Source organism: Pseudomonas sp. LB3P93 (genome assembly GCF_054898025.1).
This window is the reverse complement of record NZ_CM142713.1, coordinates 3561209-3581135: the sequence shown is the minus strand read 5'-3', so window position 1 is coordinate 3581135 and position 19927 is coordinate 3561209. Positions and strand designations below refer to the sequence as shown.

Annotated in this window: 23 protein-coding genes and 1 pseudogene; 11 read left to right on the top strand and 13 right to left on the bottom strand. The window is 58.5% G+C overall.

Translation table 11 applies throughout. The annotated features are described in order from the left end of the window. The first annotated feature begins 164 nt into the window (after window positions 1–164). Together ACYZT8_RS16105 and ACYZT8_RS16100 are read left to right on the top strand one after the other, a co-directional pair. Entirely contained in the window at window positions 165–872 is a 708-nt protein-coding gene (locus ACYZT8_RS16105; protein WP_461982484.1) for a response regulator, read from the top strand. Then, the gene (locus ACYZT8_RS16100) at window positions 873–2159 is read left to right on the top strand and encodes an ATP-binding protein (protein WP_461974114.1); all 1287 of its coding nucleotides are present in this window, start codon (window positions 873–875) and stop codon (window positions 2157–2159) included. Between the two features lie 135 nt (window positions 2160–2294). Here the strand turns inward: ACYZT8_RS16100 and ACYZT8_RS16095 are convergent, their stop codons facing one another. The 3 genes from ACYZT8_RS16095 to ACYZT8_RS16085 all read right to left on the bottom strand — a co-directional run bounded on the left by ACYZT8_RS16095 (window position 2295) and on the right by ACYZT8_RS16085 (window position 4125). Next, a complete protein-coding gene (locus ACYZT8_RS16095; protein WP_461974112.1) occupies window positions 2295–3083 on the bottom strand; it encodes a MipA/OmpV family protein in 789 nt (262 codons plus the stop codon). 102 nt (window positions 3084–3185) lie between these two features. After that, on the bottom strand, window positions 3186–3674 hold the full coding sequence (locus tag ACYZT8_RS16090) for a GFA family protein (RefSeq protein WP_461974110.1): 489 nt from the start codon (window positions 3672–3674) through the stop codon (window positions 3186–3188). 46 nt (window positions 3675–3720) lie between these two features. After that, entirely contained in the window at window positions 3721–4125 is a 405-nt protein-coding gene (locus ACYZT8_RS16085) for a PaaI family thioesterase (protein WP_461974108.1), read from the bottom strand. 278 nt (window positions 4126–4403) lie between these two features. Here ACYZT8_RS16085 and ACYZT8_RS16080 point away from each other — a divergent pair, with 278 nt between their 5' ends. The 3 genes from ACYZT8_RS16080 to ACYZT8_RS16070 all read left to right on the top strand — a co-directional run bounded on the left by ACYZT8_RS16080 (window position 4404) and on the right by ACYZT8_RS16070 (window position 7598). After that, the gene (locus tag ACYZT8_RS16080) at window positions 4404–5288 is read left to right on the top strand and encodes a LysR substrate-binding domain-containing protein (RefSeq protein ID WP_461974106.1); all 885 of its coding nucleotides are present in this window, start codon (window positions 4404–4406) and stop codon (window positions 5286–5288) included. A gap of 100 nt (window positions 5289–5388) precedes the next feature. Further along, a complete protein-coding gene (aguA, locus tag ACYZT8_RS16075; protein ID WP_461974104.1) occupies window positions 5389–6498 on the top strand; it encodes an agmatine deiminase in 1110 nt (369 codons plus the stop codon). Window positions 6499–6500: 2 nt separating this feature from the next. Next, window positions 6501–7598, top strand: a complete 1098-nt coding sequence (locus ACYZT8_RS16070) for an extracellular solute-binding protein (RefSeq protein WP_461974102.1) — start codon at window positions 6501–6503, stop codon at window positions 7596–7598. Window positions 7599–7753: 155 nt separating this feature from the next. Here the strand turns inward: ACYZT8_RS16070 and ACYZT8_RS16065 are convergent, their stop codons facing one another. The 7 genes and pseudogenes from ACYZT8_RS16065 to ACYZT8_RS16035 all read right to left on the bottom strand — a co-directional run bounded on the left by ACYZT8_RS16065 (window position 7754) and on the right by ACYZT8_RS16035 (window position 12523). Continuing rightward, the gene (locus ACYZT8_RS16065; protein WP_461974100.1) at window positions 7754–8371 is read right to left on the bottom strand and encodes a DNA-3-methyladenine glycosylase family protein; all 618 of its coding nucleotides are present in this window, start codon (window positions 8369–8371) and stop codon (window positions 7754–7756) included. A gap of 5 nt (window positions 8372–8376) precedes the next feature. Further along, the gene (locus tag ACYZT8_RS16060; protein WP_461974098.1) at window positions 8377–9180 is read right to left on the bottom strand and encodes an isocitrate lyase/PEP mutase family protein; all 804 of its coding nucleotides are present in this window, start codon (window positions 9178–9180) and stop codon (window positions 8377–8379) included. A 41-nt stretch (window positions 9181–9221) separates the two neighbouring features. After that, window positions 9222–10304: a bifunctional transcriptional activator/DNA repair enzyme AdaA gene (locus ACYZT8_RS16055; RefSeq protein ID WP_461974096.1), complete on the bottom strand. Its 1083-nt coding sequence runs from the start codon at window positions 10302–10304 to the stop codon at window positions 9222–9224. A 64-nt stretch (window positions 10305–10368) separates the two neighbouring features. Then, on the bottom strand, window positions 10369–11058 hold the full coding sequence (arsH, locus tag ACYZT8_RS16050) for an arsenical resistance protein ArsH (protein ID WP_461974094.1): 690 nt from the start codon (window positions 11056–11058) through the stop codon (window positions 10369–10371). Continuing rightward, the gene (locus tag ACYZT8_RS16045) at window positions 11058–11549 is read right to left on the bottom strand and encodes an arsenate reductase ArsC (RefSeq protein WP_461974092.1); all 492 of its coding nucleotides are present in this window, start codon (window positions 11547–11549) and stop codon (window positions 11058–11060) included. Before ACYZT8_RS16045 ends, arsH begins: the two co-directional genes overlap by 1 nt. Before the next feature lie 83 nt (window positions 11550–11632). Next, window positions 11633–11766: pseudogene (locus ACYZT8_RS16040) on the bottom strand (LysE family translocator); the annotation flags it as partial. A gap of 115 nt (window positions 11767–11881) precedes the next feature. After that, window positions 11882–12523, bottom strand: coding sequence for a TetR/AcrR family transcriptional regulator (locus tag ACYZT8_RS16035; protein ID WP_461974090.1), 642 nt, complete (start codon window positions 12521–12523; stop codon window positions 11882–11884). Window positions 12524–12628: 105 nt separating this feature from the next. Here ACYZT8_RS16035 and ACYZT8_RS16030 point away from each other — a divergent pair, with 105 nt between their 5' ends. From ACYZT8_RS16030 to ACYZT8_RS16020, 3 genes are all read left to right on the top strand, one after another. Then, window positions 12629–13834 carry an MFS transporter gene (locus tag ACYZT8_RS16030; RefSeq protein WP_461974088.1) on the top strand — a complete coding sequence of 402 codons (1206 nt, stop codon included), beginning with the start codon at window positions 12629–12631 and terminating at the stop codon, window positions 13832–13834. Window positions 13835–13896: 62 nt separating this feature from the next. Beyond that, entirely contained in the window at window positions 13897–14847 is a 951-nt protein-coding gene (locus ACYZT8_RS16025; RefSeq protein ID WP_461974086.1) for an alpha/beta fold hydrolase, read from the top strand. A gap of 505 nt (window positions 14848–15352) precedes the next feature. Beyond that, window positions 15353–15505 carry a YHYH domain-containing protein gene (locus ACYZT8_RS16020; protein ID WP_231669741.1) on the top strand — a complete coding sequence of 51 codons (153 nt, stop codon included), beginning with the start codon at window positions 15353–15355 and terminating at the stop codon, window positions 15503–15505. Between the two features lie 294 nt (window positions 15506–15799). Here the strand turns inward: ACYZT8_RS16020 and ACYZT8_RS16015 are convergent, their stop codons facing one another. Further along, window positions 15800–16825, bottom strand: coding sequence for a sensor histidine kinase (locus ACYZT8_RS16015; RefSeq protein WP_461974084.1), 1026 nt, complete (start codon window positions 16823–16825; stop codon window positions 15800–15802). Between the two features lie 142 nt (window positions 16826–16967). Beyond that, window positions 16968–17117: a hypothetical protein gene (locus ACYZT8_RS16010; RefSeq protein ID WP_461974082.1), complete on the bottom strand. Its 150-nt coding sequence runs from the start codon at window positions 17115–17117 to the stop codon at window positions 16968–16970. Window positions 17118–17159: 42 nt separating this feature from the next. Between ACYZT8_RS16010 and ACYZT8_RS16005 the strand changes: the two genes are divergently transcribed. Together ACYZT8_RS16005 and ACYZT8_RS16000 are read left to right on the top strand one after the other, a co-directional pair. Beyond that, window positions 17160–17411, top strand: coding sequence for a DUF6555 family protein (locus ACYZT8_RS16005; RefSeq protein WP_461974081.1), 252 nt, complete (start codon window positions 17160–17162; stop codon window positions 17409–17411). Window positions 17412–17529: 118 nt separating this feature from the next. Further along, on the top strand, window positions 17530–18357 hold the full coding sequence (locus ACYZT8_RS16000) for an alpha/beta fold hydrolase (RefSeq protein WP_461974079.1): 828 nt from the start codon (window positions 17530–17532) through the stop codon (window positions 18355–18357). A 6-nt stretch (window positions 18358–18363) separates the two neighbouring features. Here ACYZT8_RS16000 and ACYZT8_RS15995 read toward each other — a convergent pair whose 3' ends face one another. Beyond that, window positions 18364–18768 carry a DUF6632 domain-containing protein gene (locus tag ACYZT8_RS15995; RefSeq protein ID WP_461974077.1) on the bottom strand — a complete coding sequence of 135 codons (405 nt, stop codon included), beginning with the start codon at window positions 18766–18768 and terminating at the stop codon, window positions 18364–18366. A gap of 683 nt (window positions 18769–19451) precedes the next feature. On the opposite strand from ACYZT8_RS15995, the gene ACYZT8_RS15990 reads away from it, so the two are divergent. Continuing rightward, window positions 19452–19811 (top strand): DUF6124 family protein, encoded by a 360-nt coding sequence (locus ACYZT8_RS15990; protein WP_461974075.1) that lies wholly within the window; start codon window positions 19452–19454, stop codon window positions 19809–19811. Window positions 19812–19927: the final 116 nt, after the last annotated feature.

The following is a 19927-nucleotide window of genomic DNA, read 5'->3' as shown; positions in this document are numbered from 1 at the left end:
AGGCTGCGATCTTTTGCATGTGAATTGTTAAAAACTCTTAAGAGTATGAAACATCACCCAAAACCGGCCCCCGAGGCCGGTTTTTGCTGCCCGTCATAACCGTCCCGTCACCGATTGGCGCCATAATGCCGGCCACTTCACACAAGGGGCAGCAGACGGTCGTTATGGATAACCTGGGTTTTGGCAAAGTATTGCTGGTGGAAGACGACGAGAAGCTCTCCGGGTTGATCGCGCATTTCCTGTCCCAACATGGCTTTGAGGTCCGGCAGGTGCACCGCGGTGACCTCGCGTTGGCCGCATTCCTCGAGTTCAAACCGAAAGTTGTCGTGCTTGACCTGATGCTGCCGGGTCAGAGCGGCCTGCACGTGTGCCGCGAGATCCGCAGCGTGTCCGACACGCCGATCGTCATCCTCACGGCCAAGGAAGATGATCTCGATCACATCCTCGGTCTGGAGTCTGGCGCCGACGATTACGTGATCAAACCGATCAAACCGCCGGTCCTGCTGGCTCGTCTGCGTGCGTTGCAACGGCGTCAGACCCCGGACAGCAGCGTGTGCAGCGCCCTGGAATTCGGCAGCCTGAGCATCGACCGCAGCTGCCGCGAAGTGCGGCTGGCGGGCGATGTCATTGAAATGACCACCATGGAATTCGAACTGCTGTGGTTGCTGGCCAGCGCCGCCGGCAAGATTCTGTCCCGCGACGACATCCTCAACCGCATGCGCGGTATTGCCTTCGACGGCCTCAATCGCAGTGTCGACGTCTACATCAGCAAGTTGCGCGGCAAGCTCAAGGACAACCCGCGCGAACCGGTGTGCATCAAGACCATCTGGGGCAAGGGTTACTTGTTCAATCCGTTTGCGTGGGAGCTGTAAATGCTGCGGTTATTTCTTGGGCTGTTTCTGGTGATGACCGTTGGCCTGGTCCTGGGGCTGCAAACGGTCGAGCGCACGTTCGATGCGCTGCTCGACGGCCAGATGCAGAGCTACAACCGTGAGGCGGTGCGAGGTCAGGCCTGGACACTGGCCGAGCAGTTGCGCGATCTGGACGGATCGGACCGGGAGCGACAACTGGAAGCGGTGCGCCCCCACTATGGCTTGGGCCTGACCTTGGTCGAAAGCAGTCAACTGTCCTTGACCGATCAGGAGAAAGCCGAGTTGGCCCTGGGGCAGTTGGTGATTCGTGACAAGTACACGCAGTTCATCTCGCGCATCGACGACGGTTCTCAGCTGCTTAGCATCAAGCTGCCGGCCGAGCCCAGCCTGATGCCGTTCTACATTGCTGCGGCGTATCTGATGATCGCGGTGATGATCGGTTTCGTGTTGATGTTCTGGGTCCGGCCGCATTGGCGAGACCTGGAGAAACTGCGCCTGGCGGCCGAGCGTTTTGGCGATAACGACCTGTCGTCGCGGATCCAGCTGTCCAAGCGCTCGAACATTCGTGACCTGTCCGAACACTTCAACCTGATGGCGGCGCGTATCGAAGGTTTGATCGCCAATCAGCGCGAGCTGACCAACGCGGTGTCCCATGAATTGCGCACGCCAATTGCGCGTTTGTCTTTCGAACTCGATCAGCTAAAGCAACAACCCGATCCGGCTCAGAACCGCGAACTGATTGCCGACATGTACGCCGACCTCGGCGAGCTGGAGGAAATGGTTTCCGAGTTGCTGACCTACGCCAGTCTGGAGCGCGGTGCCACAGTCATCACTCGGGAAAACATTCAGGCCAACAGTTGGCTGGACAGCGTGGTAGGCAGCGTCGCGCTGGAGGCCGAGGCCGCCGGGGTGCAGTTGTTGATTGCCGACTGTCAGGTCGATGAGGTGCGCATTGAACCGCGCTTCATGGCCCGCGCGGTGATCAATCTGCTGCGCAATGCCATTCGGTATGCCGATGAGCGGGTGGAAGTGTCGCTGGTCCGTAGCGGTGATTGCTATGAAGTGCTGGTCAACGATGATGGCCCGGGCGTGCCGGTGGACGGGCGCGAGAAAATCTTCGAACCGTTCTCGCGCCTGGACGCCAGCCGTGATCGCCGCACGGGTGGGTTTGGCCTGGGGCTGGCGTTGGTCCGGCGGGTATCGCAATCCCATGGTGGGCAAGTGGAAGTGGCGGATTCGCCCTGGGGCGGGGCTTCGTTTCGCATGACCTGGGCGCATCTGGATTGATTGTGTTGCTCTCACTGACGCCATCGCGGGCAAGCCCGCTCCCACAGTGTTTATGTCGTACACAAGTTCTGTGTACACCAGAACTCCTGTGGGAGCGGGCTTGCTCGCGAAGGGGCCATCAGCAACAAAGCATTGCTAAAAGGTGTACGCCACCTGCCCACCCACCGATGTCTGCATCCGCCGCTCGACTATCGGACTGTCCGCCGCATCCCCCGCCAGATACTGCACGGCCAGCACCGTCGAAACACTCCATTGATCATTGATCGGCAACGACCAGGTCAAATCCGCCCCGCGGCTCACCAGCCCACCGTGAGTGTCATGCGCCCTGAACTGACTGCGCGACGCCTGCGCCGCGCTTACGCCATACCAGGTGCGCACGTAATTGCTGTCACCAAACTGACTGTTCAGACTGCCCACGACCTTGCCGTAGTCGCCCTCATAAAACGGCGCGCTGATGCTCAGCTTCAGGCGATTCCAGGCTGAGCCGGTGTCGTGATCGTCATCATCCTTTTCCAGCGCATGCTCAAAACTGGCACCGAGAATGATTGGGCCCATTTCGTAAGTCCCGTCCAGCCCCAGCACTGGCCGCGACTTGATCGAGCCCATTCCGTTCAGCTCATCCGAGCCTTTGAACCCGCTCTTGCGATCCTTGCGCACATCGCTCGCGCCGATGTACACGCTCAGGCCGAAGTCGTCTTCATCGAACGCCCAGCCCAATCCCTTTTCTGTGTCCAGAAAGATTCCATACGGGCTGACAACCTTGGCACCCAACAGCGGCGCGACCACGCGCTCGTCACTGCCGCTGTAACGCGGCACGCTGGCGGCACCGGCGCGTAAGGTGTATTGCCATTCTTCAGCGCGTAATGAGTCGGCGGGAAAGAGCAGGGCAAGGGAAGTCAACGACAGAGGCAGCGAACGTAACATGGGAGTACCCGAAGGGAGATTGGATACGCCCATGCTAGGCGGCTGCCGGTCGGCAATCTTTGAGAGCTTTGTCGGGAAACTGTCAAAGACTGTGAAGCGGTTTTAGCGGCTCAAACCCAGGCGTTCATGCCAGTCGGCAATGGACTCTTCGGGATAGACCTCGAACTGCCTGTCACCGGGTCGCATGTTGACCTCCACCCATGGCGCCTTTGAGTCGAGCAACAAGTGCGTGTGTTCCGGCGGCACCGGCAGGGGGGTGTCGATGGCCGAGGCAAACGGGTGAATCAACTCCGGCCATTCGGGGCTATACACCCACAGGCAAGAGCCGCAGACCGAGCAGAAATGCCGGCCGAGGCTACTGCGATGGGCACGCTTTTCGCCTTCGTTCTTGAGTTGCGCATGGTAAACCGCGACGTGCTTGCGCCCACGAACCTTCAGGCTGGCGGCATCACCGGCAATGTTGATCGAGTAACCGCCACCACCCTGAGTCTTGCGGCAGATCGAGCAATAGCAACGCTGATACGGGTAGGGGTGGGCGCTGGTCAAACTGAACGACACAGCGCCGCAATGGCAGGAGCCTTCGAGCTGCATGGGAACCTCCGACGAGGGTTGGGTTTACCCAAGACAGCCTAGACCGTCAGCGGCCCTCGACCGGCACCAGAATCGCATCGCCGGTCGCCACCAGTTTCAACTGATCACCGGTTTGCGCGAACAGCTCGGCGCGGGCGAACACCTGCTTCTTGCCGGCCTTCACCACCCGGCCTCGTGCGATGAACACTTCACCGACGGCGGGTGCCAGGCAGTTGACCGAAAAGTGCGAAGCCAGCACGTTGCCGGCGACCGTTCCGGCGGCGAATCCACAGGCCGTGTCGAGCATTGCGCCGATCAGGCCGGCATGCAGAAAACCGGCATATTGCGCCATGTCGGCTTCGCGAAAAGCCAGGATCAGCTCGGCTTCGCCGCTCGCGGCAGCGGTCACTTCGAAACCGGCCCAGCGGTTGAAGGCTGAGGTTGAGTTGATCTGTTTGAGTGCGTTGAGCATGACGAATCCCTCCGGTTGAGGCACCAACATGCGCCGGGTTTTGGGGGATGTCATGGTGGATAAGGGCGGGTGATGGGCCATTGGATTGGTGGTGAATGTTCCGGCCTCATCGCGGGCAAGCCCGGCTCCCACAGGGACTGTTGTCGTATGCCAAACTTGTATTCACACGAGAACCCTGTGGGAGCCGGGCTTGCCCGCGATGAACGATAACGCGGTCTGACTGGACGCCCACCTATGGCCAAGGCAGCATGGTCGCCTTCATCACCGGGGCTGAATTCATGCGACGACTGCCTTCCTTAGCCGCACTCAGAACCTTCGAATGCGCCGCCCGTCACGCCCATTTCGGCCGGGCAGCCGCCGAGTTGTGCGTCACCGACAGCGCCGTCAGCCATCAAATTCGCCAGCTCGAAGAGCACTTGGGCGTCTCGCTGTTCATCCGCGAAGGCCGGCAAATTCGCCCGACCATGGCCGCTGGCCGATTGATGCAAAGCTTGCAGCAAGCCTTTGAACTGATCGGCGAAGCCTGCGATGAATTGCGCGACCCGTCCTCGCTGGCCGTGTTGCGTCTGGCGGTCACCGCCGAGTTGGCGCAAAAGTGGCTGATGAGTCGCCTCACCGACTTCTACGCGCGCTATCCGCACATCACATTGCACCTCTACGAACAACCGATCGACGCCACGGCGCCGGGGGAAGACATCGACCTGGCGATCACTTACGGCACCGGCCCGGTCGACAGCAGCGCGTACTTCGTCAGGCCCTTGCCGGCGCTGCAATTCTTCCCGGTGTGCAGTCCCGGCCTGTTCAACCAGGGCACCCTAAAAACACCCAAGGACCTGGCGCGCCATTGCCTGCTGCACGACGATCAGGACGGCAAGACCTGGACCGCATGGCTCACCAGTCATGCCGGCGATCAACGTCCCGAACGGCAACTGTATTTTGCCCATGCGGGCCTGGCGCTGGAAGCGGCGGTGCAAGGGCAGGGCGTGGCCATGGGCGACAATTTGACCGCCCAGGACGACTTGCTCAGCGGTCGGCTGGTCCGGCCTTTCACTGCCAGCATGACCGCGCTCGGGCAATATGCGCTGGTGTGTGAGCGGGTGCGCCTGGAGCGTCCGGCCGTCGCGCAGATGCTGGAATGGTTCAACGATCAGCTGATCGATTGATGAGTTAAATTCAAGTATTCCGAAATAATCATCGTTGGCGAGGAGGGCGCCGACGACCTTAGCCTGTGGTCATTCCAATCCCCGCTGATGAGGTCTGACCATGGCACGTTTGCTCGATTCCACCCCGAAACTCGACGGCTTTCGCTTGCCCGGCGAATTCGAAACCAAGGCCGGTTGCTGGCTCGGCTGGCCGGAGCGCACCGACGTCTGGCGCAACGGTGCCAAGCCTGCGCAGAAGGTTTGGGTGCAAATCGTCACTGCGATTTCCCGGAGCGAACCGGTCACGGTTTGCGCCTCAGCCGCACAATTCGCCACCGCCCGCCGCCAGTTGCCGCCTCAGGTACGAGTGGTGGAAATGACCTGCAACGACACTTGGTTCCGCGACAGCGGTCCGTGTTTTGTGGTCAACGACGCCAGCGGTGAAGTGCGCGGCGTCGACTTCGAGTTCAACGCCTATGGCGGTCTCGACGGCGGCTTGTACTACCCGTGGGACAAGGACGATCAGATCGCCAGCAAAATCCTCGAAATCGAGCGCTTCGACCGTTATCGCGCGCCGTTGATTGCCGAATTGGGTGGGATCCAGAGTGACGGCCAAGGCAGCATCCTCACCACCGAACAATGCCTGCTGAACCGCAATCGCAACCAGCATCTGGGCAAGGAAGAAGTCACCCGCCGTCTGACCGACTACCTCGGCGCCGAGCAAATCATCTGGTTGCCACGGGGTTGCAAGTTCGACGAAACCGACGGCCACGTCGACGATCTCGCCTGCTTCGTGCGTCCCGGCGAAGTGGTGCTGCAATGGACCGACAATCGCGAAGACCCGCAGTGGGAGATCTATCAAGAGGCCTACGACATTCTGCGCAGCACCCGCGACAGCCGTGGCCGCGACTTGATCGTGCACAAGCTGCCGCAACCGGATGTGCTGGAATGGACTGCCGAAGAGGCCGAAGGCCTGGACCAGCAAGACAGCACCCATACCCGTCAGGCCGGGACCCAAATCTGCGCGTCGTACATCAATTACTACGCCGGCAACAGCTCGATCGTGGTGCCGCTGTTTGGTGATCGCAATGATCAGGCGGCGCAGGCGACCCTGGCCGAATTGTTCCCGCAACACAAAATCGTCGGCATCGAAAACTCTCGGGAAATCCTTCTGGGTGGCGGCAATGTCGCCTGTATCACCATGCCGCAGTACGCCGGGAAGGGGATTTAAACATGGGCCTGCACAAACTGACTCAAGCGTTATTGCTGGTGCTTGCACCCTTGTGTGTGCAGGCTGCCGACTCCGCGAAACCGGTGGTGAACCTGTACATCTGGGGCGAGTACCTGGCCCCGGATACCCTGACCAATTTCGAGAAGAAAACCGGCATCCATGTGGTGGCCGATCACTTCGACTCCCTGGAAACCGTCGAGACCAAACTGCTGACCGGCCGCAGCGGTTATGACTTGGTGCTGACGGCGGGGCAACACCTGTCCCGGGCGATTCAGAGCGGAGCGATTCAAACGTTGAACCTGCAACAATTGCCGCACTTTGCCGGCGTCGGGGAAGAGTTCCGCCAACACATGGCGGCGTTCGATCCGGGCAATCGTTACGCCGGGATTTATGCTTGGGGCACTACGGGCGTCGGCTACCAGGAAGAGGCGATCAAACAGCGCTTGCCGGACGCGCCACGGGACAGTTGGGCGATGCTGTTCGACCCGGCCGTGGTCTCGAAATTTGCCGATTGCGGGGTCAGCCTGCTCAATGACCCGAACGAGGTTTTCGCCGCGGTGATGAAGTACATGGGCCTGGACATCAACCGTCAGAATCTCGATGACCTGAAACTGGCCGAACAACAACTGGCGAAGATCCGGCCGTACATTCGCTACTTTGACAATGACCTGAATATCAGCGACCTGGCCAACGGCAACACCTGCGTGGCGATGTCGTGGAACGGCAACGTGGCCATCGCGGCCGGGCAGGCCGAGGCGGCGAACAAGCCGTTCAAGCTCAGTTACCGGATACCGAAGGAGGGCACGTTGATCTGGTTTGACGCCATGGTCATTCCCAAGGATGCACCGCACCCTGAGGCAGGGCTTGCGTTGATGGATTACCTGATGACCCCCGAGGTGATTGCGCCGATTACCGACACCATTCACTACGCCAACGCGATTACGGCGGCGGACGGGTTGATCGATCCGGCTATCCGTAATGATCCGGGGACGTATCCGTCGGCGCAGGTGAGGGCTTCGTTGTATAGCAAGAATGACAATGGCAAGGCGTTCAACCGGGCGCTGATTCGGGCGTTTAGCCGGTTGAAGTCGGGATTGTGATCAGCTTTGGGTGATGCAGTGAATGTGACGCCGTCATCGCGGGCAAGCCCGCTCCCACAGGTTCTTCAGTGAATACAGGTTTTGTATACGACAACAATCCCTGTGGGAGCCGGGCTTGCTCCGGGCGGCGTTCCGACGATGAACGATAACGCGGTCTACTTGCCAGTCATCCGCCACAAATACCAGGAAGCCACCGTGCGATACGGACTCCACGCCATCCCGATCTCAACCATCTGCTTACGCGTCGGCTGCACCTCCAGCCCCTTCAGCCGCCGATACCCCTCACGCACCCCGAAGTCATCCGCCGGCAAAATATCCGGGCGCTCCAGGCTGTAAATCAGCAACATCTCAACCGTCCAGCGGCCCACCCCGCGCAAGGTGATCAACCGCTCGATCAGCGCCTCATCGTCCATCGCCAGTGCCGTTGCGTAATCCGGCACCACACCGTCCAACGCCGCCTGCGCAATCCCTTGAATGGTCGCGATCTTGCCCGCGGAAAACCCGCAACTGCGCATTTGATCAAACCCGGTCGCCAGAATCTGCTCAGGCCTTGGAAACGCGGTCGACGGAAACAACCCCAGCAGCCGACCGACAATCGCATCACCGGCCTTGGCGTGCAGTTGCTGATAGGCAATCGCCCGCACCAGCGACTCATACGGATCGCGAGCCGCGTGGGGTTGGTGCAAGCACGGGCCGATGGCCTCGATGTGGCGCCGCCAGTCGTCATCGATCGATGACAGAAACTCGGTTGCGAACAGATAGGGATCGGGCATGGCGATTAAGTGTTTCCAGCCGTTTTCAGCAGAGCATTAACTTCCCCATACGTGAAGGCCTTGAGGTGGCTGCTGTCGAGTTTGCCGGTCTCCAGAAAGCCTTTGGCCAAGGAAGCCATTGCGCCATAAAGAAACTCGGCAATGCCCGAGCCGGCACTCAGGCGCCGCACGCCGAGCGCCTGCAGCTCTTCAGGCGATGGCAAACCCGGCAGTCCAAGTACATTCACCGGCAACGAGTTGCCCTGGCACAGCGCCTCAATCTCATATTTTGCAGTGACGCCCGCCGCAAACAGCCCATCAGCGCCCGCCGCCTGATACAACGCGGCACGCTTGAGCGTTTCGGCGACGCGATCTTCGGCAGGCACCAGGCCCCTGAGGTACACGTCGGTGCGGGCATTGATGAACAGCTTCACATTGCGGCGATTGGCAACCTGCCGCGCGACTTCAATCTTGCGTGCCAGCAACTCCGGCGGGGCAGCGCCGTCCTCGATATTGATCCCGACCGCACCGGCAGCGATCACCGCATCAATCACTTCGGCAACCCGCGTCAGGTCATCGGAATAACCGGCCTCGACGTCAATGGTCAACGGCACCGAGATCACCCGGGCGATGGATTCGACGGTCGATATCAGGCGTTCGAGGGGCAGGGCATTGCCGTCCGCGTACCCATGAGCCCAGGCCACCGCCGCGCTGCTGGTGGCCACGGCTTTGCAGCCCAGTTGCTCGACGATACGCGCCCCGGTGGCATCGGCGACGTTGGTGAGAATCAACAAACCGTCGTGGTGCAGTTGATGAAATTGCGTGTCCATCGAGTGTCCTTCCTTATGACTTTTCAGAGAATACCAAGGGGTCAGAATGCGAGTTGCTCGGTGACCTGCACGGCGGCTTTTTCCAGCCGGAGCAAAAACGCCTTGCGCGGTTGTCCTCCACCATAGCCCGTCAACGAGCCGTCTGCACCGATCACCCGGTGGCAAGGCAACACAATCGAAAGACGGTTGTGCCCGTTGGCCAGGCCCACTGCACGACTGGCGCCGGGCTTGCCCAGTATCGCGGCGATGGTGCCGTAGGTGCTGGTCTGGCCGTATGGGATTTTCGCCAGCTCGGCCCAGACCTGCCGGGCGAATTCGCTGCCGGGCAAGTGCAGTGGAACGCAGAACTCGGTGAGTTTGCCGGCGAAATACTGCGCGAGTTCGGCTTCAATCTGCTGCAAATGGGCGTTATGCCCCGGCGCTACGGCATAGCCATAACGGTTTTGCAGTTCTTCAACTTCCCGGGTCAGTGCCGGACGATCCAGAAACTCCAGCAGCACCAGCCCACGGCGTTCAGCCATGGCGATCATCGGCCCCAACGGTGTGGTCAGGCGAGTGAACAGCAGCGGCTCACTGTTGGCCGCGCGGCCCGGCGTGATGTGAAAGGACTTTTGAAACGCATCGCGAAAACCACTCAGGGACTCGTAGCCCGAGTCGAACGCCGCGTTGTCGATAGAGTCACCCTGTTTGATACCGCCCAGCGCCATGCCCAGGCGCCGGGTGCGCAGCCACGCGTGGAAGGTCATGCCGAAATGCTGCTTGAACCAGCGCCGCAGTTTCAGCGGCTCGATGCCTTCGGCCACCAGTTGGGCATCGGTCCAGCGCACCTCGGGATCGATATCCACGGACTTGAGCAACGCCTGCACCCAATCCGGCGCAATGGCCGCGGCGTCCAGCGGCTTGCAGCGCAGACAGGCGCGGTAGCCCGCCGACATGCACTCATCGGCGTGGGCGAAGAACTCGACGTTCTCCGGTTTGGGTTTGCGCGCTGTGCAACTGGGGCGGCAGAAGATCCCGGTGGTCTTCACGGCAGTAAAGAACACCCCCTCGTAGGCGGTGTCTCGTTCGAGCATGGCGCGAACCATCTCGGCGTGGGGCGGAAGCAAAGCGTTTTGTAGGTTCATGGGCTGAGCATAAGGCGCGTTGGCCGGCGCCTCCACCGGAAAATCGACAGAGAATTCCGCTGCCTCAGATCGAGCGTTGATTGACCCGCTTCGACAACTCTTCAGCGCTCTCTTTGCGCTCTGAATAACGGTCCACCAGGAACTCCTCGCGGCCACGCACCAGCAATGTGAACTTCATCAGTTCTTCCATCACATCCACCACCCGATCGTAGTACGCCGAAGGCTTCATCCGGCCAGCCTCGTCGAATTCCATGAAGGCTTTGGGCACCGAAGATTGATTGGGGATGGTCAACATGCGCATCCAGCGGCCCAGCACGCGCAGTTGATTGACCGTGTTGAACGACTGGGAGCCGCCACAGACCTGCATCACCGCCAGGGTTTTGCCCTGGGTCGGACGTACCGCGCCCATCGTCAGCGGGATCCAGTCGATTTGCGCCTTGAACACCGCCGACATCGAACCGTGGCGTTCCGGCGAGCACCAGACCTGGCCTTCTGACCAGAGCACCAGCTCGCGCAGTTGCTGGACCTTCGGGTGGTCGCTGGGCGCATCGTCGGGGAGGGGAAGGCCGGAAGGATCGAAGATCACCGTTTCGGCCCCCAGCAGACGCAGAATTCGTGCGGCTTCCTCGGTCAGCAGCCGACTGAAAGAGCGCTCACGGGTGGAACCGTAGAGCAGCAGGATGCGCGGTTTGTGGGTGCTTTCGGTTGCAGGCGTCAGCAGGTCCAGATCGAGATTGGGCAGGTCGTCGTTCATCACAGGGCTCCGATGTGGTCGAGTTCGACTTTCAGTTCGGCGTCCGAAAGATTTTTCAGGTCCAGCGCGAAGAACGCTGCAAACCGTTGCTTGATCGTTTCGACGGTGCTCGCAAACGCGGCCTGAATCTCCTGCTCGGAGCCATGCACCTCCGACGGATCGGCCAGCCCCCAATGGCTTTTGATCGCCGGGCCGAAATACACCGGGCACGCTTCCCCGGCGGCTTTGTCGCACACGGTGATGACGATATCGGGCGGGGAATCGGCGAACGCTGAAGAGTCTTTGCTGTAGAGGCCTTCGGTCGAGATACCGAGGTTGTGCAGTGTTTGCACGGCTTGAGGATTGAGCCGGCCACTGGGGAAACTGCCGGAACTCACAGCCTCATAACCCATGGGAGCCAAGTGATTGAACAGTGCTTCGCTCAGTACGCTGCGGCAGCTGTTGGCGGTGCACATGAAGAGAACTTTGGTGGGAGAGGGGAGTGGGCTCATCGCTGGAAGCTCGTATATATGGATATCCGAATATACGGATGCTTGTCCGGATTGCCAACTCCCTTTTATGCGCCGTTACCTCGGGCGTAGGCGCTGATGGCGATCCATTTCAGCATCAGGAACAACGCGGCGAGCGGTGTAATTGCGGCGTCATCGAGCGGGTCGGGTCGACGGACTGGGGGAGGAATGCGGTGAAGATCAGGATCGCCTTGGGGTTACTGGGCCTGGTTTGATGTCCCTATGCCCGGGGGGATGCTTTCGACTGTGGATTCAACCGGTCGACGCAACAGATTGGCTAAATCGATCCGCGGTCGTTCGCTGTTTACTGCCGTTTAGGGATTGCCTGAACCAATAGCCGGACGATCGATACACGACGCATCCCATAACGTCATGATTTGCGTCACCGCGTCATCTATCTGTTTCAGGGGCACGCCGTCTCGGGCCAGTACCGAAATCCCCAACACGAAGCTGTCAAACACCGTGGCCAATGCCTCGGGCACAACCGTGGGTGGCAGCTCTCCAGATGCGATAGCGCGTTCGACACACGCCACCATCGCTGCACGGTTCAAGGATCTTGCGTCAGCCAGTGGCTGGGAGATGGCTTTGCTTTCATCCGTGCAGGCACTCAGCAGACCCAGCGCCACCAGGCATCCTGCTGGGTGGTCGGGCTCACACTGCATTTTCGCGGAGCGCCGCAGCGTTAGTTCGATGGACTCTCTCGGGGGGAGCGTGGTGTCAAACAGGCTATCGGTCACCCGGCCGTGGGTGTTCAGATAACGTTCCATCACTTCATTGAACAGCGCCTGCTTTGAGCCGAAAGCAGCGTAGAAGCTGGGTGCCGTGATGCCGCCGCCGATATTTGCCTTGAGCTGGCTGAGTGATGTTGCGTCATAGCCGTGCTCCCAGAACAAATGCATCGCTTGAGTAATTGCCACGTCACGGTCAAAGGTGCGTGGACGTCCCATCTGTGCCATGTGAACCTCCTTTCGATCACTTAAATACTAATCGATATATAAGTCGTTGACTAGATCGCGACACACCTCCATATTATATCGATCGGTATATATGTGAGGTGACAAATGACTACAGATGAGCGACAGAGCAAAAAACTTCCGCTTGGGGCATTACTTGCACTGGCGATGACGGGTTTCATTTGCATTGTCACCGAGACCTTGCCAGCGGGCTTGCTGCCCGAAATTGGTAGTGGCCTGGGTGTCTCTGCGTCTCTGGCCGGGCAGATGGTGACTGTCTATGCGTTGGGATCGCTGCTGGCGGCAATCCCGCTGACCATTGCCACGCAAAGTTGGCGCCGCAGAACGGTACTGCTGGTGACCATTGTCGGCTTCCTGGTATTCAACTCCCTCACGGCGCTGTCTTCCGATTACTGGTTGACGCTGATTGCACGGTTTTTCGCCGGGGTTTCAGCCGGGCTGGCCTGGAGCCTTATCGCGGGCTATGCACGGCGCATGGTAGCCCCTCATTTGCAGGGGCGCGCATTGGCGGTGGCCATGGTGGGTACGCCCATCGCGTTGTCGCTGGGTGTGCCGATGGGAACGTGGCTGGGTGGATTCATGGGCTGGCGCATGGCCTTCGGACTGATGTCCGGCATGACCCTTGTATTGATCGTTTGGGTGCTGATCAAAGTGCCGGATTACCCAGGCCAATCATCCTCACAGCGCATGCCGTTACGTCAGGTGTTTTTCACCCCAGGCGTCCGCTCGGTATTGGCTGTCGTCTTCACCTGGATGCTGGCCCACAACATTCTTTACACCTATGTCGCGCCCTTTGTTTCAAAGGCTGGGCTGAACAGTGACGTCGATTTGGTATTGCTCACATTTGGTGTCGCGGCGCTGGCCAGCATCTGGCTCACGGGCCGACTGGTTGACCGGCACCTGCGAACAACCGTGCTGGTCAGCCTTGCAACCTTCGCAGCGGTTTCGATTTTCCTCGGAGTGTTCTCGGGCTCCGCCGCGGCCATTTATGTGGGGGTCTTCATGTGGGGGCTGACCTTTGGTGGCGCGGCCACTCTGCTGCAAACAGCACTCGCCGACGCCGCAGGTAAGGGCTCCGATGTTGCGCTCTCCATGAACGTAGTGGTCTGGAACAGCGCTATTGCCGGCGGAGGACTGCTGGGTGGCGTGTTACTCGGCCAATGGGGAACGAGTGCATTTCCGGGCGTGTTGCTGGCGTTGCTATTGATCAGCCTGGCCATTGCATTTCGGGCACGGGCGCATGGTTTTCCGCAAGGTCAACGGCACACCACCCAGGCGATCCACAGTCATTGATCGGCGGGTAGCACGCCTTCGCATGGTCGTCATTTTCAGTCATCCCTCGATGGAGAAATAAAATGAAAAAGAGCATTAGATCGGCCCTCGCCGCAGTCGCAATCACCGTGGCTTTGCCATGCCTGGCACAAGCGGCAGAGTTTCCGGTTCCAGCGGGATTCAAGAGTGAGTTTAAAATCATAGACGGCGTCAGGCTCCACTATGTGAAGGGCGGTTCAGGGCCCTTGGTTTACCTGGTCCACGGATTTGGTCAAGCCTGGTATGAGTGGCACAGCTTGATGCCCGAACTTGCGAAGACTCACACCGTCGTTGCGGTGGATTTACCGGGCCTGGGCGAGTCGGAACCGCCCAAGACCAGTTACACCGGCACTGACGTCTCGAAATATCTGTTCGCCCTCGCGACACAGCTAAGCGGCAACCAGCCGTTTGACTTGGTTGCGCATGACATCGGTATCTGGAACACCTATCCAATGGCAGTAACCCACCAAAGCCAGATAAAGAAACTGGTCTACATGGAGGCACCGATTCCCGACAAGCGCATTTACGATTTCCCGGCATTCTCACCACAGGGTGAGTCACTGGTCTGGCATTTCAGCTTCTTCGCCGCTGGCGACCAGTTGGCCGAAAAGTTGATCACAGGGCATGAAAAGCTGTTCCTCTCGCACTTCATCAAAGAACACGCGACCAACAAGGATGTCTTCACGCCTGAGCTGCTCGATCTGTACGCCAAGTCATACGCCAAGCCCCATACGCTGAACGCGTCGTTCGAATACTACCGAGCGCTTAACCAATCGGTCGCTGAAAACGTCGAGCTGTCGAAGACCTCCCTGAACATGCCTGTGCTGGCAATCGGCGGTGGAGGGCACGGCGGAATGGGGCAATTTCAAGTGAATCAGATGAAAGAGTACGCGACGAATGTAGAAGGCCAAGTCTTGCCCAATTGTGGGCACTGGTTGCCGGAGGAGTGTTCCGCTGAATTGAATCCTCTGGTGGTCAAATTCTTGAATAACTGACGGATGCTCTTGATACGTAAGGTGGCTGCTATTTGAAACGCGGGTGCCACTGATGAGAGCCGTGGTCGGGGGCTTGGCCAACGTCGGCTTCTGGTCGATTTCTGCTTGTCGCGAGAGGCAGAAAACGACCCAAAGCCGACATTCATTTTGAGTCGCTCAATCGCTGGCTCAGAGGACAGTGTCGTCACGTAGAAATAAACAAGGCCGCAATCGCAGCCTTGTTTATTTCGGAGTGTTACTCGTGCGAATGGCCGTGCTCGGCACTCTCGGAGGTTGTGCCTTTTTCGCCACCGCCGCATGAAAGCGACGAGTTTCCAGTTTGTAGGGGATTTTATATCCCCCCTAGGGGGATGTGGGGCCATCCGAAACCAGAGCCAGTGGTAGCTCAAGAAGTAGGCGCTCAGCCGTTCATCTAATGTTGGGAAGACAGTTAGGAAGTCGCTTGCCCAGTGAAGGCAATTAGCCATACGCTGCGAAGCGTGAGATATCTCACGGATAAAAAAACATGAGCATGGAGCAAGCCCTGATGAAACTGTCCGCCATTTTGATCGCCGCTTTACTTTCGATTACGTCCGTAGCTGTCTTCGCGCACAGTGGCGGTACTGATTCAAAAGGTTGCCATCGCAACCATAAAACGAACGACTACCACTGCCACTAAACAGCAAGAGCACACCTTGCGGCTGGGCCGCAAGGTGGCTTTCTCACATTTGTGGAGGCCAGTTAAAGAAAGGCTTCTTTCATGCGCTTCAGACTTTAAAGTGAACGACCGCTTTTGGCCGTTTTTTGCCTGTCACCAAGGGCAGCAACTGACCCTTGGCTGCCGCTCATGAAGTCGTGTCCCAATAGAAACGGATATACTCATCTTCATACTTTGGCCCAATGTGGCAGGAGCCGCGGTAAGTCGACGGCTCTCTCAAGACTCGGCATGCGTTCTGTAGATTGACCTTGTCCATTAATGATTCACCAGTGGCAGTGTCACCACGAATTCGCTTCCCTTACCTTCCCCGGTACTCGCACCGGTCACTGTGCCGCCATGGGCTTCAACCAACTCTCGCACCACCGTCAGACCAATGCCTAAGCCAGCGCCATTGAAACCCATCGCGTGAACATCCTGAACAAACGGCTCAAAGATGAAAGGCAGCGCTTTGGCGGTGATACCAATGCCGGTATCTCTTATACAAATTCGCACCGAATCGCCTTCAGTGGACACATCAAGCACGACCGAGCCGCCCTTTGGCGTGTACTTGGCCGCATTACCCAGTAGGTTGCCGAGAATTTGCGTCAGCCGTATAGGATCTCCGTTTACCGCTAAAGGAGACTCTACGAGTTCTGAGCTGAAATCCAAGCCGTGAGCGTCCATGACCGGAGTACAGATTTCTATTGCCCCCGTAATAATCGCAGCCATATCGACAACCTCGCAGTTGAGGCGAAATTTCCCGGTGGTAGCGCGAGCAATGTCGAGCAAATCTTCCACCAAGCGGGACATCTGCTGCACTTGGCCTTCAATCAAGAGTTGCATGCGGGGCAATTCTTCGCGAGGGACCCTTACCAGCCGGCCAGCAATCATGCTAATCGGCGTCAGAGGATTTCGCAGTTCGTGGGCCACCAAAGAGAGGACGCTGCGTTGCTGTTTCAGTGCCTGTTCAGCTGCAACCTGTAAGTCTTGAGCGCTAAGCGCTGCTATCACCAATTGCTCGTTGGCTTCACGCATCTCCAAATACAGATGCTGTTCTGCCTGAGCGTTTTTCTGATCCTCAACATCCGATTGCGCCGATAAAATGGCCAGCACCAACTGCTGATTGGCCTCAATGAGTTGCTCGACTTGCACGCTATCGACGACCTGGTTGTTAGCGTTGCTGAGTTCCTTATGCAACGCCGCGAGCACCGCACGTGCCGCGACCGTTTTCCGGCCAAGCAGGAAAAGTTCGTGAGCGGCATTGGCTGTCTCACGCTCGTTTTTGTCATCCGCGTTGCTCATGGGTGGGGCTCAAACATTTTCGTCTCCCGAGAATAACGCTCCTGAACACTGTCTTGCCGGTCGACCACCGAGCGGTCCTGATCGTTCCGAGGACATTTCGCCAATGTGCAGGCCGTCATCGTATGTAGAGTACTAACGTAACTCATTGGAATGCGCACTGGGTCGGAACTTGACCTACGCTGGTGGCTTTTAGCCGGATGATCTCGCCTTCCAGCAGGTGAGCAATCTCGTCAATCGACAAGTCTGGAGCGCGACCGTCCATCAGCCCTGAAACGCTTTGAATTTTTTTCAAATGCTGGCCTCCCTTGCTTGAGAGCTAAAAGGAGGGCGCCACATGAATACGGATCTTTTCATTATCGAATACAAGCTTCACGGGGAGCCCAAGTCCTTCATTATCAGAACAAGGATCCGAAGTGATGCGGATGCATGGCATTGGGCTAGCTGTGATGCTGGGGTGGCTCCGATACCGAAACCGGGCAGGCCCCCGCTCAAAGTCATCTCAAAGCCGCAAGCTGAAAAATACGGCTTGAGTGATGTGAAATGGCGTGAGTCCGCCGCGTTGGTCTGGACAGAGATCGCAAGATAACGACCAAGGCACTGCCCGATAGAGCAACTCGAAGGAAGGATGGGCAATGAAAAACAGGAATTTCTTGCTTCATTGTCCGATTGCATCTCTTAACGGCGGGTTGACCAAGGGGGAGACTATGACAACGCGCAAATTAACCATTAAAGACCTGCAGTTGAACGTTTCAATTCGCGGCCAAGGTTCACCGCTGCTTTTGCTCAACGGCCTGGGCGGTTTGATCCGAACCTTCGATCCCCTGCGCGATGAACTGGCGGACTACAAGACCATTACGTTGGACGTGCCCGGGGTCGGCAAATCGCAAATGCCCCGCTGGCCGATGCGGCTGCCGCGTCATGCCGACCTGATCGCCGAAATGCTCAAGCAATTGGGAATCGACCAGGTCGACGTGTTCGGCGTGAGTTGGGGCGGTGCATTGGCGCAAGAATTCGCCCTGCGTTACCCGAGCATGGTGCGCCGGCTGATCCTCGCGGCGACCTCGGCCGGTCCGGTGATGCTGGTGAAGCCCGCCGACATCCTGGATTTTTTTGGCAGGAGCAAAAGCGCCAGACTGCCCAAGCAAGAAGGCTCGCGCAATTCGATACAGACGCTGCTGCGCTTCGGTGTGGTGAACGGCATGCTCACGGCCAACCCGCGAACCTATTACCACCAGCTTACCGCCTTGGTCGGCTGGACCAGCCTGCTGCGGCTGTTCCGTCTGCGCCAACGCACGCTGATCCTCACCGGCGAACGCGACACCCTGGTGCGGCTGTACAACGCGCACATCCTGCGCCGCACCATTCGCCGTTCCGAAATGCACATACTGGGGGGCGAGGGGCATTTTTTCGTGGTGACCAACGCCGGGCGAACCGCCGACGTAATACGCGAATTTCTCTGCCAACCGCACAGCGATGATCGCCAACCGCATATTCAAGCCAGCTTTCTGCGATCCGAGCAGATTAATCGCTGACGCCTCTTAGGCCCCATTGTGTGTCCGGGGACGAGCGGCCAATTGCGAGCGGGGCGTCAAGATGGCCAAGGCAACCGCCACGATGAAGAGCGCCGGCACGTCACCTGCCAAGTGCCCCATTTGCTCCGGCTGGGTGACTGCCTGGACGGCCATGACTCCTCCGTGTACGGCGCTAGACCACACGGTGAACCAGATCAGGCTCAGATTGGCTAATGGATCACGTGCGGCCAGGATCAAGAACACGCCAAGTGTGGCGTAGATGCCAACGATCATCATCGGGTAGTCCGAGTGACCGACGTGCCAGGCCCAGCCGGACGGCCAGAACAACATAAGTGGGTAGAGGGCAAGGCACGCGAGGCCAGTCAACACTAGAACGACGCGCAAATACCTGAGGCGATCGACTACGGTCATGACGGATTCCTCTTTGGGCCTGACTCTAAATTGACCTCAAGTGGGGTGATAACACCCTCACGGGCTTGGTGGATACATTCCTTGTTCTGTCGTCTAGCCCTGACTAGGCCGGGCATTGTGACAGTCGGGTAACCGCTGAAAATGGACGGAAAGCCCAATCTGCTCAATGAGTTTCGGCAGTAGACCAAGCATAGCTACTCATTAGCTATCGCTACGTCCGTCGGCTGCTTCGGGCCCAGGGTGAGTCAAAACCCTAGTTAGCCGCTTCTACTCCGGAATATTTTGGCTTACTCAAAGTGAGTGCGCGCCCGTTCATTCAACAGGCTTTGAGGGCGCTTGTTTAAGCTCCGCCGGGTTTACTTCCTGAAAGCTACAAATCCTTGCGCCGTTGCCTACGGCTGCGCCAGAATCCGCCGGCTTGTGTGTCGTAGCCCTTGGTTCTATCGTTTCCGTGCCGCTGAACACTCAGCGGTCGGGCTTGGAAACTCGACGGGTAAACGACACGAAGGCACCTCTTCATAACGTATTTTTTCGCACTATGTGCATTCCGTTATGGCGGCTGTGCGTGGGAGACCTTATAGGTCTGCCGGGCTCGTTTACCCTGGTTTTCCAACCTGCGTACAGCTGCCACCCCTTCGCTTGGAAACGAATGTGGCAGCTTCACCCGTAAACGAGGTTTCACCATGTTCAAAGTCACACCAAATCCGCCGGACACCGATCCGGTCTCCCCGTACGAAACCGATTCCAAAAAACTCAACGAAGCCGCCGAGCGGGCACTCGACTTCCATTTCCCGTCGAATGCCGACATCAAAGCCACCCCGCGAACCCGCAGCACCCTGTTTTCCGTAGACCCTGAGGCCACGGCCGAAACCCTGGCGGTTTATCTGGTCGAGACGCTCGCCTCGGTCGATGTGATGGTCCATCAGTTGGTGGATCATCTGGAGGGTGAATCGCGTTACGCGCTGCTAGGTATTTCCAACAGCATCATGACGGCGGAGATCACAGCGAATCGGGTGCTGGATAAGATTGATCTGTCCAAGTAGGTGCCGCTTGCTGTGGTGAATGGCTGACTGATGTTTGGCTGTTAATCAGGGCCAGAAGTGACATAGCAGCGACTCGCTGCGTTTCAAACGCGATGAAAACCCCCGGTGGTTTGCCG